General features: G+C 60.0%; 12 protein-coding genes, 2 tRNA genes and 1 pseudogene. 5 read left to right on the forward strand and 10 right to left on the reverse strand.

What is annotated here, in order from left to right:
* Positions 1 to 79 precede the first annotated feature (79 nt).
* The 7 genes from AC0L2K_RS08500 to AC0L2K_RS08530 form a co-directional block, all read right to left on the reverse strand.
* Complete coding sequence (locus AC0L2K_RS08500) at positions 80 to 1,327, reverse strand: OmpP1/FadL family transporter (RefSeq protein WP_287240630.1); 1,248 nt, start codon at positions 1,325 to 1,327, stop codon at positions 80 to 82.
* A 416-nt stretch (positions 1,328 to 1,743) separates the two neighbouring features.
* A complete protein-coding gene (locus tag AC0L2K_RS08505; RefSeq protein WP_473531110.1) occupies positions 1,744 to 4,545 on the reverse strand; it encodes a valine--tRNA ligase in 2,802 nt (933 codons plus the stop codon).
* Positions 4,546 to 4,910: 365 nt separating this feature from the next.
* Positions 4,911 to 5,819 carry a PopZ family protein gene (locus tag AC0L2K_RS08510; protein WP_473531111.1) on the reverse strand — a complete coding sequence of 303 codons (909 nt, stop codon included), beginning with the start codon at positions 5,817 to 5,819 and terminating at the stop codon, positions 4,911 to 4,913.
* Positions 5,820 to 6,034: 215 nt separating this feature from the next.
* Positions 6,035 to 7,447, reverse strand: a complete 1,413-nt coding sequence (locus tag AC0L2K_RS08515; protein WP_473531112.1) for a TolC family outer membrane protein — start codon at positions 7,445 to 7,447, stop codon at positions 6,035 to 6,037.
* Between the two features lie 186 nt (positions 7,448 to 7,633).
* The gene (locus AC0L2K_RS08520; protein WP_473531113.1) at positions 7,634 to 8,302 is read right to left on the reverse strand and encodes a protein-L-isoaspartate O-methyltransferase family protein; all 669 of its coding nucleotides are present in this window, start codon (positions 8,300 to 8,302) and stop codon (positions 7,634 to 7,636) included.
* A gap of 106 nt (positions 8,303 to 8,408) precedes the next feature.
* A tRNA-Cys gene (locus AC0L2K_RS08525) sits at positions 8,409 to 8,482 on the reverse strand.
* A 330-nt stretch (positions 8,483 to 8,812) separates the two neighbouring features.
* Positions 8,813 to 9,073 carry a hypothetical protein gene (locus AC0L2K_RS08530; protein ID WP_287240641.1) on the reverse strand — a complete coding sequence of 87 codons (261 nt, stop codon included), beginning with the start codon at positions 9,071 to 9,073 and terminating at the stop codon, positions 8,813 to 8,815.
* A 221-nt stretch (positions 9,074 to 9,294) separates the two neighbouring features.
* Between AC0L2K_RS08530 and AC0L2K_RS08535 the strand changes: the two genes are divergently transcribed.
* The 5 genes and pseudogenes from AC0L2K_RS08535 (at position 9,295) to AC0L2K_RS08555 (ending at position 11,441) form a co-directional block, all read left to right on the forward strand.
* Positions 9,295 to 9,369, forward strand: a tRNA-Asn gene (locus AC0L2K_RS08535).
* A gap of 92 nt (positions 9,370 to 9,461) precedes the next feature.
* Positions 9,462 to 10,055 carry a hypothetical protein gene (locus AC0L2K_RS08540; protein WP_473531114.1) on the forward strand — a complete coding sequence of 198 codons (594 nt, stop codon included), beginning with the start codon at positions 9,462 to 9,464 and terminating at the stop codon, positions 10,053 to 10,055.
* Positions 10,056 to 10,416: 361 nt separating this feature from the next.
* Positions 10,417 to 10,533: pseudogene (locus tag AC0L2K_RS08545) on the forward strand (XRE family transcriptional regulator); the annotation flags it as partial.
* A 165-nt stretch (positions 10,534 to 10,698) separates the two neighbouring features.
* Complete coding sequence (locus tag AC0L2K_RS08550) at positions 10,699 to 10,899, forward strand: hypothetical protein (RefSeq protein WP_128170874.1); 201 nt, start codon at positions 10,699 to 10,701, stop codon at positions 10,897 to 10,899.
* 98 nt (positions 10,900 to 10,997) lie between these two features.
* Positions 10,998 to 11,441 (forward strand): hypothetical protein, encoded by a 444-nt coding sequence (locus AC0L2K_RS08555; RefSeq protein ID WP_128246819.1) that lies wholly within the window; start codon positions 10,998 to 11,000, stop codon positions 11,439 to 11,441.
* Between the two features lie 749 nt (positions 11,442 to 12,190).
* Here the strand turns inward: AC0L2K_RS08555 and AC0L2K_RS08560 are convergent.
* The 3 genes from AC0L2K_RS08560 to AC0L2K_RS08570 form a co-directional block, all read right to left on the reverse strand.
* Positions 12,191 to 12,484 (reverse strand): hypothetical protein, encoded by a 294-nt coding sequence (locus AC0L2K_RS08560; protein ID WP_473531115.1) that lies wholly within the window; start codon positions 12,482 to 12,484, stop codon positions 12,191 to 12,193.
* A gap of 801 nt (positions 12,485 to 13,285) precedes the next feature.
* Entirely contained in the window at positions 13,286 to 13,582 is a 297-nt protein-coding gene (locus AC0L2K_RS08565; RefSeq protein WP_473497669.1) for a hypothetical protein, read from the reverse strand.
* Positions 13,583 to 13,767: 185 nt separating this feature from the next.
* On the reverse strand, positions 13,768 to 14,070 hold the full coding sequence (locus AC0L2K_RS08570; RefSeq protein ID WP_287285440.1) for a DUF6471 domain-containing protein: 303 nt from the start codon (positions 14,068 to 14,070) through the stop codon (positions 13,768 to 13,770).
* Positions 14,071 to 14,378: the final 308 nt, after the last annotated feature.

Genomic DNA, 14,378 nt, shown 5'->3' on the forward strand with positions numbered 1-14,378 from the left:
GCGCCGCCTGGTCGCGGGCAAGCCCCTCAAGCAAAAGGGCCGGGCATTGCCCGGCCCTTTTGCTGTTAAAAACAGATGTTTAGAACTTGACCTTAACCGAAGCTGAGCCAGCAAGGAGCAGATCGTCGTCATATGTGTAGGTGACGGCATTTGCCGTGTCGCCAACACCGGTGAAGGTCGACGACCCACTGGTCAGGACACCGATCGAGCCACCAAGTCTGACCTCGATCTTGTCGTTCGGCGAATAGGAGACGCCGCTGGCCACGGACCAGGTGTCCGACTGATAGCCGGAGGTCGTCGAGGTTCCACGATCCCAGGTCAGCGAAACCGCGGCCGACAACTGGTCGGTGAACTTGTGCGCTATGCCGCCCGAAACCGTCCAGCCGTCGCGATAGAGCAGGTCGAAGGAAACGGGCGAGTCTGGGGAGCCAGGTATGCCGCCGGTTATAGGGCTGCGGACACCTTGGATCGGAATTATGCCAAGCTTGCTCCATTCCTGCCAGCGGATAGAACCAAACGCCAGCCAGCCCGGCGCTATGCCGCTCTGCAGCTTGAGTTCCACGGCCTGGGGTATTTCGGCCGAGGCGGACACAGGGAACACCCCGGTAGAGCCTGGAACAAGATCCGCCGGAGGGGTGCCCCTGAAACCGGTGGAGTCGACGGTTCCCGACAACTCGTCATATTTGTAGCGCGAAGAGTAGACCAGGCTTGCGCGCAAGGCGATTTCGGGAATTTCATAGGCGGCACCCACGCGCCAAGCCCATGCCTCATCGGAAAGCTGGAATTTGCCAAGGCCGGTATTGCCGAAGGCCAGCAAGGTCTGGCGCGACAGAAATGCATCGACCTCCTGGTAGGAGATCCCGCCAATGAACCGCAGGGCTCCCTTGCCGACATTCACCTTGTAGGAACAGGTAAGGCCGAAATCATTTGTTCTGACGTAGTATTCGACCGCTGATGGCGAATAGGCATTGTTCATTCCGAAGTCCGCCTCCGCGCCATACGGTTCCGTATAGGTCGCAAGGCAATCCACTGGTTCAAAAATGTTAGCCTTGATGCCGACGCGCGGCACCGCATAGTCGCCGCCAACGTCCACCGACGAGGACGACAACGCAACCGGGGCTGGCGGAGAATCCAGGCGCTGCACATTCTTCAGTGTGCGCTGTGGCGAAACATAGGTGACGCCGGCGTCGAACGAATATGGCGCGGCATCGAACAACTGGTCGATGTTGACACCGCCCCGGTCGAAGCCGCCGGCGTTGGCAACGCCCGACATCAATAGCGAAAAGCACCCCGCCCCCAGCAGCGCTTTCAGACGCAAATTGTTCATGAATCTCCTCCCCTAGTACGAATGGACTGAGCTAGACCCAATTCAGGTTAACGGCGCAACAACGAATTCTCGATGCGTACATGTACGCCTTCGCCGACCGCATTTCAGACAGGGTGACAGCTCCACAGCAAAGCCGGAAAACGGCTTGTGTGCGGCAAATCGAGCAAAAACTCGGAAAAACGCACATGGAACGGCGCAAAAACCGCCCGTTTTGCGGCAACTGAGCCCATTGTTACATTATGGCAACAATGGGGCTAAAACATTCCGTTTACGTCAAGATTTACCCTGCGGAATGCCTATTTTTCGTGCAGGAAGCCCGCCCGAAAAGCGCGTTCACAGAACTCGCGAATCCTGAGCATCAGGCGCCCAAGAAGCGGAAGCCGGTTGGCAAATCCGCTCCTCCGCCAATTCGGTTCTCAAATACCACAGATGGGTGAACCGGCTTCGCGCACGCGTGTCAGCGCCACCGAAAGCTTCTCTTGCGCCTCGCGATACTCAGCGAGTTTTTCGCGCTCGGCTTCGACGACATCTTCCGGCGCGTTGGCGACGAATTTGTCGTTGGACAGCTTCTTGTGCAGGCGGGCGATCTCTTCGGTCACCTTGACCAATTCCTTCTGCAGCCGCGCCGCCTCGGTGGCAAGGTCGATCAGGCTGCCGAGCGGCAGGCAGATGGTGGCTTCGTTGAGCACGATCTGGGCGGAGCCCTTGGGCGCCGTATCGACAAGCGAGATGTCGCCGACCCGCGCCAGTCGCTTGACGGCCGATGCCTGACGCTCAAGCCTTTCGCGGGTTGCGGTATTGGCGCCGATCACCATCAGCGGCGCGATCGCCGCCGGCGGCACGTTCATTTCCGAACGCACGGAACGGATGCCTGAGACCAGGTCGATCAGCCAGTTGATGTCGGCGGCCGCTGCCTCGTCCTCGAAGTCGGGCGACGGCCACGCGGCATGGCAAAGCAGCGACGGCCGTTGCTTGCCCTCACCTGATGTCTCAGCCCACAGCTCTTCGGTCATGAACGGCATCATCGGATGCAGCAGCTTGTAGATCTCGTCGAGCACGAAGGCGACGCAAGCCCGGCTCTCGGCCTTGGCAGCCTCGTCCGCGCCCATGAAGACCGGCTTCAGCAGTTCCAGGTACCAGTCGCAGAACAGGTTCCAGACGAAGCGGTAGGCAGCAGTCGCAGCCTCGTTGAATCGGTATGAAGTGATGCCATCGGTGATTTCACGCGCCGCGCGCGTCAGTTCGGTCAGGATCCAGCGGTTGACCGCCAGCTTGGCGTCGTTCAGCCAGAAATCGTCGTTTCTCGCGACGTCGTTCATCTCGGCAAAACGCGTCGCGTTCCACAGCTTGGTGCCAAAATTGCGGTAGCCGGCGATACGAGCCGGATCGAGCTTCACGTCACGCCCTTGCGCGGCCATCACCGTCAGCGTGAAGCGCAGTGCGTCGGCGCCATATTCGTCGATGAGATCGAGCGGGTCGATGACGTTGCCTTTCGACTTCGACATCTTCTGCCCGTTCTTGTCGCGCACCAGCGCATGGACATAGACGGTATGAAACGGCTCCTCCCCCATGAAATGCAGGCCCATCATCATCATGCGAGCGACCCAGAAGAAGATGATGTCGAAGCCGGTTACCAGCACGTCGGTCTGGTAATAGGTCTTCAGCTCCGGCGTCTGGTCCGGCCAGCCGAGCGTCGAGAACGGCCACAGAGCCGACGAGAACCATGTGTCGAGCACATCCTCGTCGCGGGTCAGGATCTCGCCCGGCTTGAAATTCTCGAGTTTGTCCTCGACCCAGGCCTTCCACGGCCCTTCCAGCGCCAGATAATATTCGATTGCGGCGGCGAGCGCCTCCTCCTCGGTCTTCTCCACGAAGATGCGGCCGTCCGGCCCGTACCAGGCCGGGATCTGGTGTCCCCACCAGAGTTGGCGCGAAATGCACCAGGGCTGGATGTTCTCCATCCAGTCGAAATAAGTCTTCTCCCAGTTCTTCGGCACGAACCTGGTACGGCCCTCGCGCACGGAGGCGATCGCCGGCTTGGCGAGCTCCGCCGCGTTCGCATACCATTGTTCGGTCAGGAACGGTTCGATCGGCACGCCGCCGCGATCGCCATGCGGCACGGCATGGCGATGCGGCTCGACCTTTTCGAGGAAACCGCCCGCCTCCATCAGCTCGACGATCTTGTTGCGCGCGACGAAACGATCGAGCCCGTTGAGCTCATCCCAGACGGCCCGACGCTCGGGCGTTATCTCCAACCTGGCGAGAAACTCGTCATTGTCGGTGAGGGCGACCGCCGCCTCGACGGTGAGGATATTGATGGCCGGCAGCTTGTGGCGCCTGCCGACCTCGAAGTCGTTAAAGTCGTGCGCCGGCGTGATCTTGACCGCGCCGCTGCCCTTCTCCGGATCGGAATATTGGTCCGCCACCACCGGGATCTTGCGGCCGACGATCGGCAGGACGAGGTTCTTTCCGACCAGATGCCGAAAACGCTCGTCGTCGGGATGCACCGCCACCGCCGTATCGCCCAGCATCGTTTCGGGCCGCGTCGTCGCCACGGTGATGAAGGTTTTTGGATTTTCCGGATCGAAGACCTCGCCCTCGACGGGATAGCGGAAATGCCAAAGATTGCCGTTGACCTCCTGCTGTTCGACCTCGAGGTCGGAAATCGCAGTCAACAGCTTCGGGTCCCAGTTAACGAGGCGCTTGTCCTTGTAGATCAGGCCCTGCTTGTAGAGGGTGACAAACACTTCGAGCACCGCCCTGGACAGACCCTCGTCCATGGTGAAACGCTCTCGGCTCCAGTCGGCCGAGGCCCCCAGCCGCTTCAGCTGGTTGAAGATCGCGCCGCCGGATTCGGCCTTCCACTCCCAGACCTTCTCGATGAACTCATCGCGCGTCAGGTCGCGGCGGTGGATCTGCTTCTCCATGAGCTGGCGCTCGACCACCATCTGCGTGGCGATGCCGGCGTGGTCCATGCCGGGCTGCCACAGCACGTTCTTGCCGCGCATGCGCTCGAAGCGCACCAGAATGTCCTGCAGCGTGTTGTTGAGCGCATGGCCCATATGCAGCGAACCGGTGACGTTCGGTGGCGGGATGACGATGGTGAAGGCTTCCGCGCCCTCCTCAGCGCCTGCGCCGGCGCGAAACGCGTCGGCCTCCTCCCAGACTTTGGCGATCTTCGGCTCGACGATTTTTGCGTCGTAGGTTTTTTCGAGCATGGAAAGGCGTCCGGGCTGTCGGGTTTTTGCTGGTCCGGTGTAAATCGGAAGGTTTTGGCCAAGTCAACCGCAAGCGAGCGGCAGACGGCCATGCCAGCAAATAGCGCCTGGGCAGATCGGGGCAACTTGCAGATGTGAGCGTCGCAGGGCAATCGCTTAGAGGCTTGCGCTGCCCCTCATTGCCCTGCCGGGCATTTCTCCCCGTATAGTGACGGGGAGAAAGACACATCGCAAAAGATTTCGCCAATTTCCAGCGTTGCAGAAAGTGCGCCTAGGTTGCGGCCAGCCCCTTCTCCCCGTCCCTATACGGGGAGAAGATGCCGGCAGGCAGATGAGGGGCGGCGCCGACTTCGGCGATTTGCCGGTTACTGCGCGCCGCGCGCCACGCGTTCGATTTCTTCGCGTACCAGCCGCTCGACCAGCGTCGGCAGATTGTTGTCCAGCCAGTCCTGCAGCATGGGCCTCAGCATCTCCTCAGCCATCTCGTCGAAGGTTTTCTTGCTGCGGCTGGCGAACGCATCGGAAAGCTCGCCGAAGGCGGCGGCAACTTGCCGGCCCGTATGTTCGGAAAGGATCGCCGGACGAGCGGACGGTGCCTCGCTCGTCGCCGGGCGCGCCAACCCGCTTCGCGGCACGGCCGGCTCGAAAGCAGGTTCGGCCGCGTCCTCCAAAACCTCAGCCTTCCGTTCGGCATCCGGCGTCTGTCGCAGCTCAGCCCTGTCTGGGGCCCTGTCCGGCCTGGCCGCGGTCTTCGCTTCGCTGATTGCGGCGATGTCACGCCGCCACCCGGCAACGATACTGTCGGTCGTCTCCGCAACCCTTGCCATCGCAGGCGCATTCGGCTCCGGCTTGGCGGCCGGGGCCGCTTCGGCCGCGACCCTGTCACCAGCAAGTGTCACGGGCGATTTGACCGGAGCCGGATCGGAACGCACCGGCAGCTCCACGCGCGCGATGACAGGCTCGACAGCCGAGGATTGCGCCTGCACCTCGGTCAGCGTGGCCGGCCTCCTGGCGTCGAATCCCGGACGCAACTCGGCGCGAAACGCGCCTGCCGCTGGTGGCGCCCCGCCTGCCTCCGGCGGCGCCTCGCCTGCCGCCGGTGCCGGCACGGCTACCGCCGGTGCCGGCATGGCTACCGACGTCAGATCCTGCAGCAGGTCGTCCGTATCGTCCGGCTGCTTGCGGCCGGTGTCGTTGTCCTCGATGATCCTCCTGATGGAAGCCAGTATCTCCTCCATGGAAGGTTCGCGCTGTACGCTGCTTGCCGTCGCCATCGTCACATCCGCCGCCCTTGTGACTCGTTGCAGATTTCCTGTCCGGCCAAACCCGGATTCGAATCATGGCAACAGCGTAACCCACGGATCGACTTACGAGAATCCCCAATCTGAGGGCATGTTGGATTTCAACAGATTAGAGCCCGCGCGTCCTTTTTGGAGGCGCGGGCTCTAAATGGCTTGAAACTGGACGGAAGTTGAAACTTATCAGGTGATCAGCGGCCGTCTGGCGTGCGCAGGCCGAACCACTTGTCCTTGACCGCGTTGTAATGTTCTTCGGGTCTGTATTTCGTCACCTGAAGGGCGAGACGATCGACCGAAAGGCGACCGATAGCAGACAGGATGGCATAGCTCGCCACCACCAAATCGCGTTCGGAACTGGCCTGGTTGATCTTGGCGTTGATGAGGGTGGCCTGGGCGTTGAGAACGTCGAGCGTGGTGCGCTGGCCGACATTGCGCTCCTCGATGACCCCGCTCAAGGCAAGCTGCGCGGCGGCGATCACCTGCCTGTTGGCCACCACGGTTTGCTGGGCGGCGATATATTGCGTCCACGCCGAGGTCACGGCTTGCCGCACGGTGTCGCGGCTTACATCGACCTCGATCCGGGCCTGGCTGAGCGATTCCTTGTTCTGACGCACTATCGCCGACGTCCGCCCGCCCGAATAGATCGGTATAGTCAAGGTGGCACCAATGCTGGCCGAATTGGTTGTGCCATCCTGCCCCGTCCCGAGATCGAAGCCCGGACTCTCCCTGAGATAGTCGCTGGAAACGCCGGCGGAAGCCGAAAGCTGCGGCAGCAGCGCGCCTTCGGCCGATTTCACCGAAAACGCCGCCGCGTCGACCAGATGCTGGGTGGAGAGGATGGCCGGGTGCTCGCTGGCTGCAATCGCGATCGCCGCATCGAGGTTCGACGGCAACAGCTTCGATAGCGGCGAAGCGGCCCTGAGCCTGCCTGGCTCATCGCCGACGATCTGGCGATAAGTCGCAGCGCTTGCCAGCGCCTGCGCGCGGGCGGCGGCCAGTTCCGCCACAGCGGAGGAGCGCTCGGCATCGGCCTGGGCCACGTCCGTGCGGGTGCCTTCGCCGACTTCGAAGCGCGAACGCGCAGCGCGCGCCTGCTCGGTCAGGAACTGCAGGTTCTGCTCCGTCAGCACCGCCACTTGGCGGTCGCGAATCACGTCCATGTAGGCGCTTGCCGCATTGAACAGAGTGTTCTCTTCGGTGTTGCGCAGGCTCTCGAACGAGGCGCGGACCTGGGATTCGGCTGCAGCGACGTTGTTCCTGGTCTGAAAGCCGTCGAACAGGGTCTGGTCGATCTGGACGCCGAAGTTGCCGGTGGTCAAACGCGTGCTTCGGTTCGCGCCGGGTACATTGCCGCGGGCATTGAAATGTTCGCTGGAGTAGTCGATGTTGGCAGAACCGGTGATGGTCGGGCGCCAGCCGGACTTGGCGATGGCAACGCTCTCATCGGTGACGCGGACGCCGGCGCGAGCCGAATTGAGCTCGGAATTGTTCTGGTAGGCTTTTGAAAGTGCACCGAGAATGGTTTCCGCCGAGGCGGCCAGCGGAGAAAGCGCGGTCGCCGAGAAGAGGACGGCGGCAAAAAGGCTCTTGCGTAAAGACGGCACGTTATTCCCTCATTCGTTTTGCATGGGAACCACACCGCGCCGGCTTCTCCCATTCGAGCAGCCGGCGCGGTGTGTTTCAGGTCCCCTGCTGTCAGCCCCCAAAAGAACACCCCGGTTATGCGGATCAGCAACGATTGTTCAAGCGCAAGCGAACATGACAACGCCTTTGCCGCAAGCCAAAATTACTCAGAATTCAAACGCATGAGCACGTTCAAATCCCGGTAGTGGCTTAATTGCCGCATTAAATGCGCCTCTTCCGGTTACAACCCCCCTTGTTTTCAACAACAATCGGGCCACACCCGAATTCCCCTGCCCTTCGACGGCGACGAGCCGGCCGCCTTCCGCAAGCTGGTCGAGCAGCGATTCCGGCACTTTCTCGACGCTGCCGCCGATGAAAATGACGTCGTAGGGTGCTCCCGCGGCATGGCCTTCCGGCAGCGACCCCTTGACCACGCTGACATTGTCGCAGCCCAGCGCCGAAAGCGTCGACATGGCGGTCTCGACCAATGCCGGATCGCTTTCCAGCGCGACGACCGACTTTGCCAGCCGCGACAGGATCGCCGCCGCATAGCCGGTGCCGCAGCCGACATCGAGCGCCGAATCGCCAGGGCCGATCTCCGCCAGTTGCATCAGCTTGGCCAGCGGCGAAGGCTCCATGAGATAGCGTGGGCCGTCCGCTGCATTCGCGATGCGGATGTCCTCGTCGATATAGGCCAGATCGCGCTGGCCGGGGGCGACAAAGGCCTCGCGCGGCACGACAAGCATCGTCTCGAGCAGCGGCGCACTGGTCACATCGGTGGTGCGGATCTGGCCATCGACCATTTTCACCCGACGTTCGGCAAAATCAGCGCTCATGTCCAACCAATCCGCCCAAAACCAATCTGCTTGCCGCGCCAAGACCGCGGCTCATTTCGACCGGAACTCAAGCCCCCTGGCGCTGGTGCGCGGGAGCTTGGGCATTTGGAGGCCTCGCCCGGAATCGAACCGGGGTGCAAGGATTTGCAGTCCTCTGCGTAACCACTCCGCCACGAGGCCTCATTGCTCCCGGCGTTCCACCCGGTTCCAATAGGTTGCGGCGAAAATGCCGTCAAGCGGCCATGGTGCATTCCGGACGGTTTCCCCTTGGCCATGATGCCACGCATCGAAACGTCGATACGCATCCTGCAATTAAGATATTAGTTAATTGTTAAGTACGGAGTATCGCAAAGGGAAGCCCGGGACCTGGACTTTACGTGGGGTAAGCAGAAGGTCCGCCATTCTGAAGGAGAGCTGCGAGGGCCGGAAAAGCGCTCCGGGCATTGGCCAGATTTAGTCGAGCCGGAAAGACGCCCCTTCACAGAAGCTTGCCCCTGCGGTGCAAACCCGTCAGTTCGGCCGCCGCCGCCGCTCCCACCACACGACAAGCCGGCGCCGGTGGCGGCGCACCAAGGCAAACTCGTAGGAGAGCACCAGCAATCCGATCGGCACCATCCAGAACCCCAGGATCGGCAGGAAGCCGAGAATGCCGCCGAAGATCAGCACGACGCCGATCGCAATCCTGAGGCCGCGCGAACGCGGCATGGTGAACTGACGGCCGAAGACCGATATTTTCCGTGCCGGTGGATGGTTGTGGCTCGCTGCGCTCATGTCTGGTTAATGGTCCGTTCGGGCAAGGTAAAAGCACCAGCTGACGAAAGCCGCAACCGCGTTTTCGGTTCCGCGCACCCCGTCAGACGGCTCATATGAGGACGCGCGCACATGATTGCCAGAAATCGTGGCGCGAAAAAGCGTCGAAAAATACGAAATGCTTCTTTGCAAAGCCGAAACGGGTTTGCTATAGGCTGCGCCACTCACATGAGAGCCTCTGTTCCCCGGTAGCTCAGTGGTAGAGCAACCGGCTGTTAACCGGTTGGTCGCTGGTTCGAATCCGGCCCGGGGAGCCAACATTTTCAAGCACTTAGATACCAATCTGAACTCTGCAATTTCGCAGACAACTCGCTCTGGGCTACATTCCGGGCTACATCTGAGGCAACAAGTGACTTTCGCGTTTGCTTTCGTCACTCGACGATTGGCGTTCGTCGCAGCTGACCGGCGCTTAAGCGGTGCGCCCGACGCGCATGGCCTTCTAGCTACCAAGCTGTGCAGCCTTGAGACGTCCGACGGTCAAGGTTTCATCACTTACGCTGGCGCTGGCGCCAGGTCGGGCCGAAAGCCGTTCGAGGTCAGTGAGTGGATCGAGCGCGTTTTGCGTGGTGCCAACCGGACATTAAATCAGACCTTGTTGGAGATTGCTGCTGCTGCTGAGGAGCAACGTTTGGATAGCCATGCTGCTGGCCACACTTTCGGCTACGCGGGCTTCGTGGACGGGAAACCCAGGTTGCACGCGATCACATCGCGAGATGAAATGCGAATGCGGGTCAAAGACAAGAACTCGCCGGTGGACACCGGAGGCCACACCAGGTTTCGGGTGATGAATTTCAACCTCGGCGACCGAGTAGACAATTGCGCTCGCTCGTGGGAGCGGTGCCCAACATTTCCCGCCGCACGCAATTATACAGATGATGGCGAGGCAGTCTGCCAAGGCTCGCACGAAAGAAGTTGCTGCGGATCGTCTTTGCGCGTGGTTTAACCACATCAACCGAGAGATCAGCGCGAAAGAGTCCGCAACTGTCGGGCCTGAGGCAGTTTGCGCATGGAAATTCGCCGGAGGCGTAGGTGCGCACATTGCCTACGATGCCAACGGCCAGCGGAGTAACAACGCTGGCTTGTTGCCGGCAATTTCAAAAGGCTTCCCGCTGAACCAGTTGCTCCAGCCAATGTGGGACCAAATGCAACTGCGAATGAAAGGGTGGAAGCCGGGGGGATCCTCCGCCGGTACCTCCCGCGAGGACTTGGAGGAATTGAACAAGATCGCCCGGTCGATCGACACTAGACCGCAACGAAAATTCTAAAGACACCCCGCCTTGGTCAAATAGCCCGCCACCGTGAGGCAGCGGGCGCCGTATGACCGCACTCTGCTTGACCTTCAGGCAGCCCTCGAATCCGCCGGGGTCGAGTTCATCCCCGAGAACGGCGGCGGCGCCGGGGTGAGGTTGAGGAAGAAATAACGCGGAAATCGTCAGCGCGCCCTTGCACTTGAAACTACACTTTTATGCGATAACCCTTTATGCGGATTGCTCTGGCTTGCCTTTGCGCCAGATCGGCGCGATGCTGCCCTTGGGAGTTGTCAAAGGAGAGATCTCCAGCAGCACACCGCTACCAGGAGGTAAGCGATGGGTCCTATGGAAAAGCCGCCTTATGTGCCGACAGAGATTCATGTCGGAACGGTCACGGACAAGATCGGCAATCTCGGAATCCTCTCAATCCAGACGACAGAAGGCCGCCTGGATGTTGCGCTTGACCGCCAGGCAGCTGAGGCGATCGTCAATGCCATTAGCGCAATTCGGAGGAAGCTTGCATCGAACCAAAGCTAGTGGCCTAGTCGTTCAACATTCTGCCGGTAAAAGCTTTCTAGTGACTTCCGCTTTTGCGGTTGGAGGGGCATCAACTGAAACGGCTTTGGAGATTCCTGATGCACCTCGTCATAGCAGCACTGAGATGGCAGTCCAATCGTTCGAAGGCAGCACTGCTCCTGGGATCGGCACTTTTCGCCGCTAGCGCATCCGTAGCATGGGCCGATGCTCTTGAGGTTTTGCAAGGCGTATGGGTCGGGGAACGCACCGACTGCACGAGGGTGTTCGAGAAGATCCAGGGGAAAGTCCGCTTCAAGGACCGTACCTATGCGTCCGAGCACGGTTTCATCATTACCGGCAACAAGGGAAAGGGCCCGGTTGGGGGCGCCTGCACGATCTCGCAAGTCAACGAGGAGAACGACCGCTTCTCCGCCCTATTAACCTGTGCGGACGCTGTTGTATCCCGGAACTTTTCATGGTCATTCCGCATCATCGACGCAACCCACTTTGAGCGCTTTGATGCGATGGTTGGTGCCTTTAAATACAAGAAATGCGCGTTCTGACTAAAGCGTTGAACAAGCCTGCCCGACACCCACTCATGGAACCGAGTCTAGGCTCATCCGATTTGAGGGCTAGAGGAACCGAACATAGCCGTCTTGCTAAGTTAGCAGCGATGCTTGAGCGGCCTACAGTCTTCCCAGCCGGCGAACCTACCCCGTTTGCTGGTTAGGCCCGGCGGCCGGCTGTTGATCACCCCCAATAGTGGCTGTCGGGCCGCTCGAACTTGCGGTGATGGCTGAAATGCAAAAAGCCCCGCCGCTCCATTTGCGAAGCGGCGGGGCCCCCCACTCGCCCCGATGCTGACCATGCAATTGCGGCGCCAGCAGCAAATGACCCACTGTGGGACAGGCCCACGGGCGCCGTGGTTTTTCCGTGCCGTACAGAGCCTCGCCAGCGTGCGTTCCCGCTGGCCGCTGTCCTACACCGCCGAAGCACCTCGCGCGTCCTGGCGGCCCCTTGTGCCAGCGCCGGCACTCACTCTTTTAGGCACCAAATTGACTCTAGGCTCATCCGATTTGACAGCCAGGGGAACGGAACGTGACCATTTTACTAAATTACAAATGATGCGTTTAGCCGCCTATCGTAGAAGTAGCCGGCGACCGTCCCGCAGACGCCCCCTCGCCGGTCAGGCCCAGCGGCCACCCGCCCAACTCCAACTGACTGCTGGGCCGCCCATTGACTCTCGCTCTCGCTACTCAAAGCTCGGGCTGCGACGTGCACACCTTCGCCGTGCGTAACGGAAACTCAGGCGCTATAGAAAATACCTGCCAGCGAGGGCGTACCATGCCAAGCCCAACATTGAGAGCACATACAGAACCAGGAACGGAAGCACGGGCGGCTGGCTGTCTAGGACGGCGTCAGCTTCTTCCCATTCCTCAACCAGATTGCGATCCCGCCACGCCTCCGTGACCGCGAAACCGTCCGGCCCGATTTTACCCTCGACCTCTCTCGAAATTCTTTTCGTGATATCGGCTAGGATCACTGGATCCTCGGGCAGGTTGCCCGGAAACCACTCAGGAAGATTGTCGCCATCGTTCTTGTCCATGGCGCCAACAATGTTTCTGCCTCACTTATGTTCCAAGTTGCTGAGCAAGATGGTGGCTGCCGAGCGAAGAAAGCACTGCGCCTAAAACTTGTAATACGCCCTATCCACGAGGGCGAAGCACTTGCGAAGGCAATCATTGAGACCGTCGCAAGGCTAGAGCGCCGCGACAGCGAAAATCCGTGACGCCTAAGCTCGGCGACGCTCTTCGGACCCCAGCCCTGCCCTGAGTGCCTCCAGGCTGTTCGCGCCATTTCTAAATAGCAACATGACTAGCCACGCGGCGTCGTCACGGCCTTGCTCGTCCGAAATCCCACGAGTGAGGCAATACTCGTCCAAAGCTTGGCGAAGAATGCTGAGCTGTTCCGGGTCAGCTATTCCTGTGAAAGGCATCGGGCCAACTCCCTTTTGCGTTAGGGCGAAAGCGATCGACACTTTCAATCGCCCCTGTGCCGTTCGAAAGCAGGCGACGGTTTATTGTACGAGATCGGGCAGAGGAGTCTATTCGGAAGTTGGTGGAAAAGCCCGCCTACCGCTTGGCAGCGAGGGCCTTTGCTTCCCGGAGCAGCGATGCCCAATGGAGCCCGAGGAAAAGATAAGCTCTCGGGCCTGTTCTTCAGTAATGCCGGTTTCTTTGACCAAGCGTCGAACGACGACTTCAGGGTTGTTCGGCGTTCTGTCCTGTTCGTCAGCCATAGGAGAAACTCCTTACGTTGGTAACTTCGCTATCTAGCGCTTGTTCCCAAGCGCGTGACATCGCTCGGCTTATTGCCAGAGGCTGGCGCAACGGAAACTCAAAGCGCGCTATGGAAGATACCAACTAGCGAGGGCGTACCCTGCCAAGCCCAACATAAAGAGCGCATACAGAACCAGAAACAACGGAACCACGGGCGGCTGGCTGTCGATGGCGGGGTCAGCTTCTTCCCATTCCTCAACCAGATTGCGATCCCGCCTGGCCTCCGTGACCGCCAAACCGTCCGGCCCAATTTTACCGTCGATCTCTCTCGAAATTCTTTTCGTGATATCGGCTAGGATCACTGGATCCTCGGGCAGGTTGCCCGGAAACCCCTCAGGAAGATTGTCGCCATCGTTCTTGTCCATGGCGTCAAGAATGTTCTCTGCCTCACTTATGTTCCAAGTTTCTAATGTGAAATTTTGACCAGATCCGGCCACCTCAACGGCGTGGTAAGGAAAGGCGGCTGTCGGGGAACGACACAACCAACCCTCAACCAGCCACCCAGACAAGCAGTGCGACGCCGATGAAGAGCATGGCCCGTTGGGCCTGCCTAAACTTCTAGGCTGATTTGCCGGACGCCGATCACTTCCATGCACATCATGAAAAACGCGGCGGTGAAGCTGCCCCGGCTTATCTTGTTGGCCAGATTGCGCTCGCTCTCGTGCGCCCCTCGTTCATTCAATTTCTCGGCGAGCAGCGCATAGGTTATGCCCCGGCGTTTCAGCTCGCCCTTCAGAATGTTTTTTGCTTTTTCCTCATAGAACGCGGTGGGGGAAACATCGTCGGACATCATCATTTCTCCTGCGAAAAACACCGCAAATGATGATGTACCCCCTTGCATCTGCTGATTCAAGATCCCACATCCGATGTGCAACATCATCGGATGTGATATGTCTCGGCACTTTTTCCTCCTTGTGGTTCTTTTCCTCAGCCCTCATTGGCCATGGCCGGGAAGAACTATGCCGAGTGGAACCCGCCCGCCCGCTTCGATCACGCCTATACCGGCCAGTTGACCGTGCGTTATCTGCCTCAGAAGAAGGTCGTCACGGCTTGCGCAAAGCTGTTTGCCGAATACAAGGTTGCGACGAAGTCATCCTTTACCCAGCGCGGGTGCTCAGCGATCACCAACAAGACATCCTGCACCGTGATTGTGATCGACAA

This window comes from Mesorhizobium sp. WSM4817, from assembly GCF_055811135.1.

What these genes read in the sequence shown, in the direction of transcription:
- AC0L2K_RS08500 (WP_287240630.1), bottom strand. Translation starts at nt 1,327, where the DNA reads ATGAACAATTTGCGTCTGAAAGCGCTGCTGGGGGCGGGGTGCTTTTCG.
- AC0L2K_RS08505 (WP_473531110.1), bottom strand. Translation starts at nt 4,545, where the DNA reads ATGCTCGAAAAAACCTACGACGCAAAAATCGTCGAGCCGAAGATCGCC.
- AC0L2K_RS08510 (WP_473531111.1), bottom strand. Translation starts at nt 5,819, where the DNA reads ATGGCGACGGCAAGCAGCGTACAGCGCGAACCTTCCATGGAGGAGATA.
- AC0L2K_RS08520 (WP_473531113.1), bottom strand. Translation starts at nt 8,302, where the DNA reads ATGAGCGCTGATTTTGCCGAACGTCGGGTGAAAATGGTCGATGGCCAG.
- AC0L2K_RS08530 (WP_287240641.1), bottom strand. Translation starts at nt 9,073, where the DNA reads ATGAGCGCAGCGAGCCACAACCATCCACCGGCACGGAAAATATCGGTC.
- AC0L2K_RS08550 (WP_128170874.1), top strand. Translation starts at nt 10,699, where the DNA reads ATGGGTCCTATGGAAAAGCCGCCTTATGTGCCGACAGAGATTCATGTC.
- AC0L2K_RS08555 (WP_128246819.1), top strand. Translation starts at nt 10,998, where the DNA reads ATGCACCTCGTCATAGCAGCACTGAGATGGCAGTCCAATCGTTCGAAG.
- AC0L2K_RS08560 (WP_473531115.1), bottom strand. Translation starts at nt 12,484, where the DNA reads ATGGACAAGAACGATGGCGACAATCTTCCTGAGTGGTTTCCGGGCAAC.
- AC0L2K_RS08565 (WP_473497669.1), bottom strand. Translation starts at nt 13,582, where the DNA reads ATGGACAAGAACGATGGCGACAATCTTCCTGAGGGGTTTCCGGGCAAC.